General features: G+C 53.6%; 8 protein-coding genes. All 8 read left to right on the top strand.

Going from position 1 to position 6,214, the window contains the following annotated elements; translation table 11 throughout:
• The first annotated feature begins 230 nt into the window (after window positions 1-230).
• The gene (gene nifV, locus BOW53_RS12195; RefSeq protein ID WP_078488252.1) at window positions 231-1,385 is read left to right on the top strand and encodes a homocitrate synthase; all 1,155 of its coding nucleotides are present in this window, start codon (window positions 231-233) and stop codon (window positions 1,383-1,385) included.
• On the top strand, window positions 1,382-2,185 hold the full coding sequence (gene cysE, locus BOW53_RS12190) for a serine O-acetyltransferase (RefSeq protein ID WP_425442932.1): 804 nt from the start codon (window positions 1,382-1,384) through the stop codon (window positions 2,183-2,185). The genes nifV and cysE overlap by 4 nt, the downstream gene beginning before the upstream one ends.
• Window positions 2,186-2,187: 2 nt before the next feature.
• The gene (locus BOW53_RS12185) at window positions 2,188-2,715 is read left to right on the top strand and encodes a hypothetical protein (protein ID WP_078488250.1); all 528 of its coding nucleotides are present in this window, start codon (window positions 2,188-2,190) and stop codon (window positions 2,713-2,715) included.
• A gap of 13 nt (window positions 2,716-2,728) precedes the next feature.
• A complete protein-coding gene (nifW, locus tag BOW53_RS12180) occupies window positions 2,729-3,076 on the top strand; it encodes a nitrogenase-stabilizing/protective protein NifW (protein ID WP_078488249.1) in 348 nt (115 codons plus the stop codon).
• Window positions 3,060-3,515, top strand: a complete 456-nt coding sequence (locus BOW53_RS12175; RefSeq protein ID WP_078488248.1) for a nitrogen fixation protein NifZ — start codon at window positions 3,060-3,062, stop codon at window positions 3,513-3,515. The genes nifW and BOW53_RS12175 overlap by 17 nt, the downstream gene beginning before the upstream one ends.
• Window positions 3,516-3,520: 5 nt before the next feature.
• On the top strand, window positions 3,521-4,384 hold the full coding sequence (gene nifM / locus BOW53_RS12170) for a nitrogen fixation protein NifM (protein WP_172838896.1): 864 nt from the start codon (window positions 3,521-3,523) through the stop codon (window positions 4,382-4,384).
• 23 nt (window positions 4,385-4,407) lie between these two features.
• Window positions 4,408-5,652 (top strand): ATP-dependent Clp protease ATP-binding subunit ClpX, encoded by a 1,245-nt coding sequence (gene clpX / locus BOW53_RS12165; RefSeq protein ID WP_425442931.1) that lies wholly within the window; start codon window positions 4,408-4,410, stop codon window positions 5,650-5,652.
• Window positions 5,653-6,038: 386 nt separating this feature from the next.
• Window positions 6,039-6,214, top strand: a 176-nt coding sequence (locus BOW53_RS12160) for a transposase (RefSeq protein WP_135607103.1), incomplete at its 3' end; no start/stop codon positions are given.

The raw sequence follows: 6,214 nt of genomic DNA, 5'->3' as shown, positions 1-6,214 counted from the left end.
CTTTCTCTTGGGGTAGACGTTATCTTCAGGATTCAGGGGAGAATTTCAACAGCCTGTAGACGTAGCTCTTTATCCTTTATCCTTTATCCTTTAGCCTTTGTCGGCTTTCCTACAAAAGACATCCAACCTACATTCAACTCCCAGTAGCGGATACTGTAACTGATTGATAAATCATAAATAAAGAATAATGGCACACTGCTTGCTCAATCACTCTTCAACAGGAGTGAGCCATGAGAAAGCAGGTAAACAGAATCACCATAAACGACACCACCCTTCGGGACGGTGAGCAGTCCGCAGGAGTCTCTTTTTCCCTGGAAGAGAAACTGGCCATTGCCACGTCGCTGGACGACATCGGCGTTACCGAACTCGAGGTGGGCATCCCGGCCATGGGAGAGGACGAGCGCACCTCCATCCAGGCCGTATCAGGCGTGGTAAAGGGTGCGCGACTCATGGTCTGGTGTCGTATGCACGAACCGGACATCGAGCAGTGCCGTGACCTGGGTGTTCATAGCGTGGATCTCTCGATCCCTGTTTCTGACCAGCAGATCGAAAAGAAGCTTGGTCGCGATCGAGACTGGGTTCTTGAGCAGATCGAACGGCGGGTTGTCCAGGCCCTGGAGCTGGGCCTGGATGTCTGTGTAGGCGGCGAGGATGCTTCACGTGCTGCACCTGAATTTCTCTGGCAAGTGGTGGAGCAGGCCGAAAGGGTTGGTGCTCGCCGTTTCCGATTTGCCGATACCGTAGGAACCATGGAGCCGTTTCATGTCTATACCGTGATCGGTGATCTCCGGTCCATTACCGACATGGAGATCGAGATGCATGCCCATGATGATCTCGGCCTCGCAACAGCTAACACGCTGGCAGCCATTCGTGCCGGTGCCACCCATGTGAACACAACCGTGCATGGTCTCGGTGAGCGCGCGGGTAATGCGCCCCTGGAAGAGGTGGTGATGGGGCTGCGTCGCTTTTTCGACCAGGGCCGCGACATCGACATGGCGCGATTCACCAAAGTTTCCGAATTGGTGGAGAGCGCATCTGGTAGAAGTGTCGGCTGGCAGAAGAGCCTGGTCGGTGCCGGTGTCTTCACCCACGAGGCGGGGATCCACGTGGACGGCCTGATGAAGGACAAGCAGAACTACCAGGGCGTCGACCCTCGGGAACTAGGTCGCGATCATCGCTTCGTCCTGGGTAAACATTCCGGTAGCCACGCCATTATCCAGGCCTACGCAGATATGGGCATACAGCTTACCCGTACCCAGGCTGAGTCTGTGCTGGAGCGGGTGCGCCAGCATGCAGTTGAGTACAAGCGTACACCCGATATACACGAGCTGCGCCGTTTCTATATTTCGGTTAACGGAGAGAACAAGGAATGGATGCCTCAGTGAACAGTAGTGTGGATCTGCCTGGCGAAAAGGAAACTGAATTGAAGCCGTTCTCTATCTGGAAGCTTATCGGGGAGGATGTGGCCTGCGTTTTTCAGCGTGACCCGGCAGCCAGGACCCGCCTGGAGATTATCACCACCTACCCAGGTGTTCACGCCATTCTGCTCTATCGCATGGCCAGCCGGTTGTGGAGCAAGGGTTGGCGCTACCTGCCACGGTTGATTTCTTACATCGGACGTATCTGGACAAGTATCGACATTCATCCCGGTGCGACCATTGGTCGACGCTTTTTTATCGATCACGGTACCGGGGTCGTCATCGGAGAGACGGCCGAGGTGGGTGATGACGTCACCCTCTACCACGGAGTCACCCTCGGTGGTGTCTCCTGGAACAAGGGCAAGCGTCACCCGACCCTGGGTGACAGGGTGGTGGTGGGTGCCGGTGCCAAGATACTCGGCCCGATAACCGTTGGGCAGGATGCAAGGGTCGGCGCCAACTCGGTGGTGATATCGCCGGTTTCGGAAGGCAAGACCGTTGTCGGAATCCCCGGAAAGGTGATGCAGTCGAGCCGCGTCGCCAGTGAGATAACGGATGGCATCGATCTCAATCACCACCTGATTCCTGATCCTGTAGCAGAAGCAGTGAACTGTCTGCTGGAGCGTATACGCCTGCTTGAGCAGGAGGTCGGGGTGCACGGTTGCCTGCCTGGTGGGAAGGTACCCGATGATGAGTGTGATCACTGCGATGCCCAGCCGGTTTGTGAACCTGTTGTACCTGTGGATTTGAAAAAGGCGAGGGCGTAAGCATGGATATGCTCGATTTCGAAGAGGGTGCCCTCTATTTCGATGAGCCCCTGCAGGCCGAGGCGAAGCGCTGCCTGGACAACGCAGCGGAGGAGTACGGCGAGGAGTCTGCGGAGCAGCTTCTGATGCGGGCCTACTTCCTGGAGCCGGAGCACCCGATGGTGCTGGTGGCGCTCTACCGCTACTTCTACTACCAGCATCGCCTGGAAGATGCGTTGATGGTTGCCGACCGGGTGCTGAAGGTCTTTGCGCACCGGTTGGAGATACCCGAAGACTGGAATGAATTGAACGAGATGGAGATCGGCGGCGGTGTGCTGATCTCCATGACCATGATCCGTTTTTACATGCTTGCACTGAAAGGGGCTGGCTTTCTTGAACTGCGACTGGGCCTTTACGAGTCGGCGCTGGCGCGTCTCAACAAGGTGGTCGAATTGGATAGCAACGACAGGCTGGGCGCCAGGGCGCTGATCGAAGTGGTACAGGAAGCGCTGAGTAGTGATGCAGGGCCTGAAGTGGCCGTACATGGTTAATGGGAGAGATGAGATGAGTGAGAGTGAGTTCGACCTGGATCTTGAGGAGCTCAGCAGTGCTGAAGATTTCCTTGAGTATTTCAAAATCGATTTCGATCCATCGGTGGTCCATGTAAACCGCCTGCATATTCTGCAGCGTTTTCACGACTACATAGAAGGCGCGAAGGAGATGCCCGAAGATGAAGATGAGCGCAGGGGACTTTATGCGGGTTTACTGAAAAGCGCCTATACCGATTTTTTGGAATCGGATGCGATAACCGAAAAGGTGTTCAAGGTGTTTCGCATGAATGAACCAGTCAGCGTTGAGATTCCGCTGATGGAGATCACAACCCAGGTAGAGAGCGGTGTTTCCAAAGTTTGAATATGGCGAAGCGGTGCGGGTGATCCGCAACTTGCGCAATGACGGTACCTATCCAGGCAAGCCAACAGGCCGCCTGCTAATACGCCGTGGCAGTGTGGGATATGTACGGGACGTGGGCACTTTTCTGCAGGACCAGTTGATCTACTCGGTCGACTTCATCGACCAGGGTATCATGGTCGGTTGCCGTGAACAGGAGCTGCAGCTGGAGTGTGATCCCTGGATACCCACCCGCTTCGAATTTAGGGACAAGGTAACCCCGAAGGCTCCGCTGGGTATCCAGGGCGAAGTGATCGCACAAAGCGGTGACGAGGGGGAGATCGAGAAGGTGCTGCGGGATCACCCGGGAGGACCCGCCTACCACGTCCGTTTCAGCGGACGGACCCTGCAGATTCCGGAGACCGCGCTTGAGTTTCTGCATGCTGAAGACGAGGGGGAGTGATGGTTTTGTCCGATCAACACAGCAAGACATCACCCGAGTTCAACTATCACCTGCTGCGCAATGCCCTGGAGCGTTTTGGAAGAAACCTGGGTCAGCTTGAATCTGACGAGTTTCAGCAGATCTATGCAAAGGCGAGCAAAAGCTTTGAACTGGAGTCGCTGGTACTCGAGTCCCTAGAAGCAAAGAGCGTGGTCATCTCAGATCAGCAGCTCGATAAGTCCGTGGAAGAGGTTGCATCCCGCTATAGCAGTCGGGAGGAGTTTCTGCAGGACCTGGAGGCCAATGATCTGGATGAAGAGAGCCTGCGCATCGCACTCTATCGTGAACTGATGTTTGACAGTGTTATGCAACTGGTGGCCGCCAACAGTTCGGCAGTGAGCGATATCGACGTGCATCTCTTCTATGCCATGCATCATGAATGTTTTGAAGTGCCCGAAACACGCCAGGCCAGGCATATTCTGATCACGGTGAACCCCGACTTCCCGGAAAACTCACCGGCTGCTTCCCATGAACGATTGGAGCAGATAGTCGAAAAGCTGGGGGGGAGGGTGAATCGTTTTCCAGAGTTTGCAAAGCGGTACTCCGAGTGCCCTACGGCAATGGAAGGCGGCAAGTTAGGAGATGTGAAACATGGGCAGCTCTATCCGGAATTGGATGTCATGCTGTTCAGTATGCAGGAGAACGAGATTAGCCCGATTGTCGAGTCCGAGATGGGCTTTCATATTCTATTGTGTGAAAAGATCAAGCCTTCCAAGCGAGTTCCCATCAGCAAGGTGAAGACACAGATCCGTGAAATCCTCGAACAACGTCATCGCCGCAATTGTCAGAAAGACTGGTTGGCCTCGTTGGAGAATATTTCCAATGCCTGATGCGAACCAGTAGGAGGGAACCCTTGGCTATTGCAAAAGCCCATTGTTCATTTTGCGGTCAGGAACAGGGTCCCGACTTACCCCTGATTGCAGGTGAAGAGGGGCACATCTGCGAAGAGTGCGTGCGTCTCGCTTCCCAGGTAGTAGGCAGTTGGGGGCGCAAGCGGGCAGCTGCAAAGCCCTTGCAGAATCTGTTGAAGCCTGCAGAGCTAAAAGAGCAGCTCGATCGCTATATCGTGGGGCAGGACCTGGCCAAGGAGACCCTGGCCGTTGCGGTCTACAACCACTTCAAGCGTCTCGGCATGGAGAACGAGAACCCGAAGATGCAAATGGGCGAGGGGGATGTGGAAATCGAAAAGTCCAACATCCTACTGCTCGGTCCTTCAGGTACCGGCAAGACGCTGCTGGCAAGCTCTCTTGCAAAAATTGTTGGTGTGCCGATCGTGATCGCCGACGCCACCACACTGACGCAGGCAGGCTACGTGGGTGATGACGTGGAGAGTATTCTTACGCGTCTGATGGATAGCGCCGAAGGCAACAGGGAGTTGGCCGAATGGGGAATCGTTTATATTGACGAAATCGACAAATTGGCCCGCGCAGGAGAGAGTTCACACGGAACCCGAGATGTCTCCGGCGAGGGAGTGCAGCAGGCACTGCTCAAACTGGTTGAAGGAACGCGAGTCAAGTTGAGTGCCAAGAGTCGCAAGGAGAAGAGCGGGGAACCGCAACTCGATACACGCAATATTCTTTTCATCGTCGGTGGCGCTTTTGCCGGGCTGGAGAAGTATTTGGAGAAACGCCTGGGTACCGGCAGTAAGGGGATTGGTTTCCATGTGAATTTTTCCGACCCGGGTAAGGCCTATGACCAGTTGCACCTGTTTGAAGAAGTACAGCCTGACGACCTGAGGCACTTTGGCCTGATTCCCGAATTCATCGGGCGCTTTCCTGTCATCACGGCTCTGCATGACCTGGATGAAGCTGCATTGGTCAAAATACTGACCGAACCTCGCAATGCGTTGGTAAAACAGTATCAGCGTCTGTTCGAATTCGAGGGCGTTAAACTGGACTTCACGCCTGAAGCGCTAACCTCCATTGCCAAGCAGGCCATAGAGCGGGGAACCGGTGCACGAGGACTCCGTGGTGTTATGGAGGGGCTACTGCGCAAGGTGATGTATGAAATGCCTTCACTCGAAAGCGCGATGGGCTGTGTGGTTGACGAGGATGCAGCTAAAGGGGGCAAGCCTGTCAGTATTACCTGTAGTGGTTGAAAATAATTCCTGACTTTTGCCTAAGAATTTCTAAGCGTGACTACTTGTTCCATTTTTTGTATCAAGGTGAATAAGGTTTAGTGTAGATTGCTTTCGGGGATGACCGATGAATATCTTGTTAACACTGTTTAGTCGAGCTATCTGTGCCGAAAATTTGCCGGATTCAGTCTTGCAAGGTCGTGCGATGTAGTGAAAAATGCAACGGGCGGTCTCCCCAATTAGTTAATTAAAACAAGTAGTTATGATTTTATTTCATATCTACAAAACAGGCGGTCGCACGTTTGAATCGTGCCGGGCGCGCCATACAAAACAAGGCTTACCAAACTTCAATAGGCCTTCTGTCATTTTAGGGCCTGTTCACATAAAAAGTATTAAAATGCTTTTCCATGGAACTAACACAAGAACAGTACAAAATCATTGAGCCCTTGTTTCCCAAGCCAAGGGGAATAAAGAAATACGATAACCTTCAGGCACTTAACGCCATACTTTATATTGCTGAGCAAGGCTGCAAGTGGCGCGCCCTTCCTGAATATTTTGGACGATGGCACAGCATTTATATGCG

Origin of the sequence: Solemya velesiana gill symbiont, from assembly GCF_002020805.1 — a bacterium.
GTDB lineage: Bacteria > Pseudomonadota > Gammaproteobacteria > Chromatiales > Chromatiaceae > Sedimenticola_A.
This window is presented reverse-complemented; position numbering and strand designations above follow the sequence as displayed.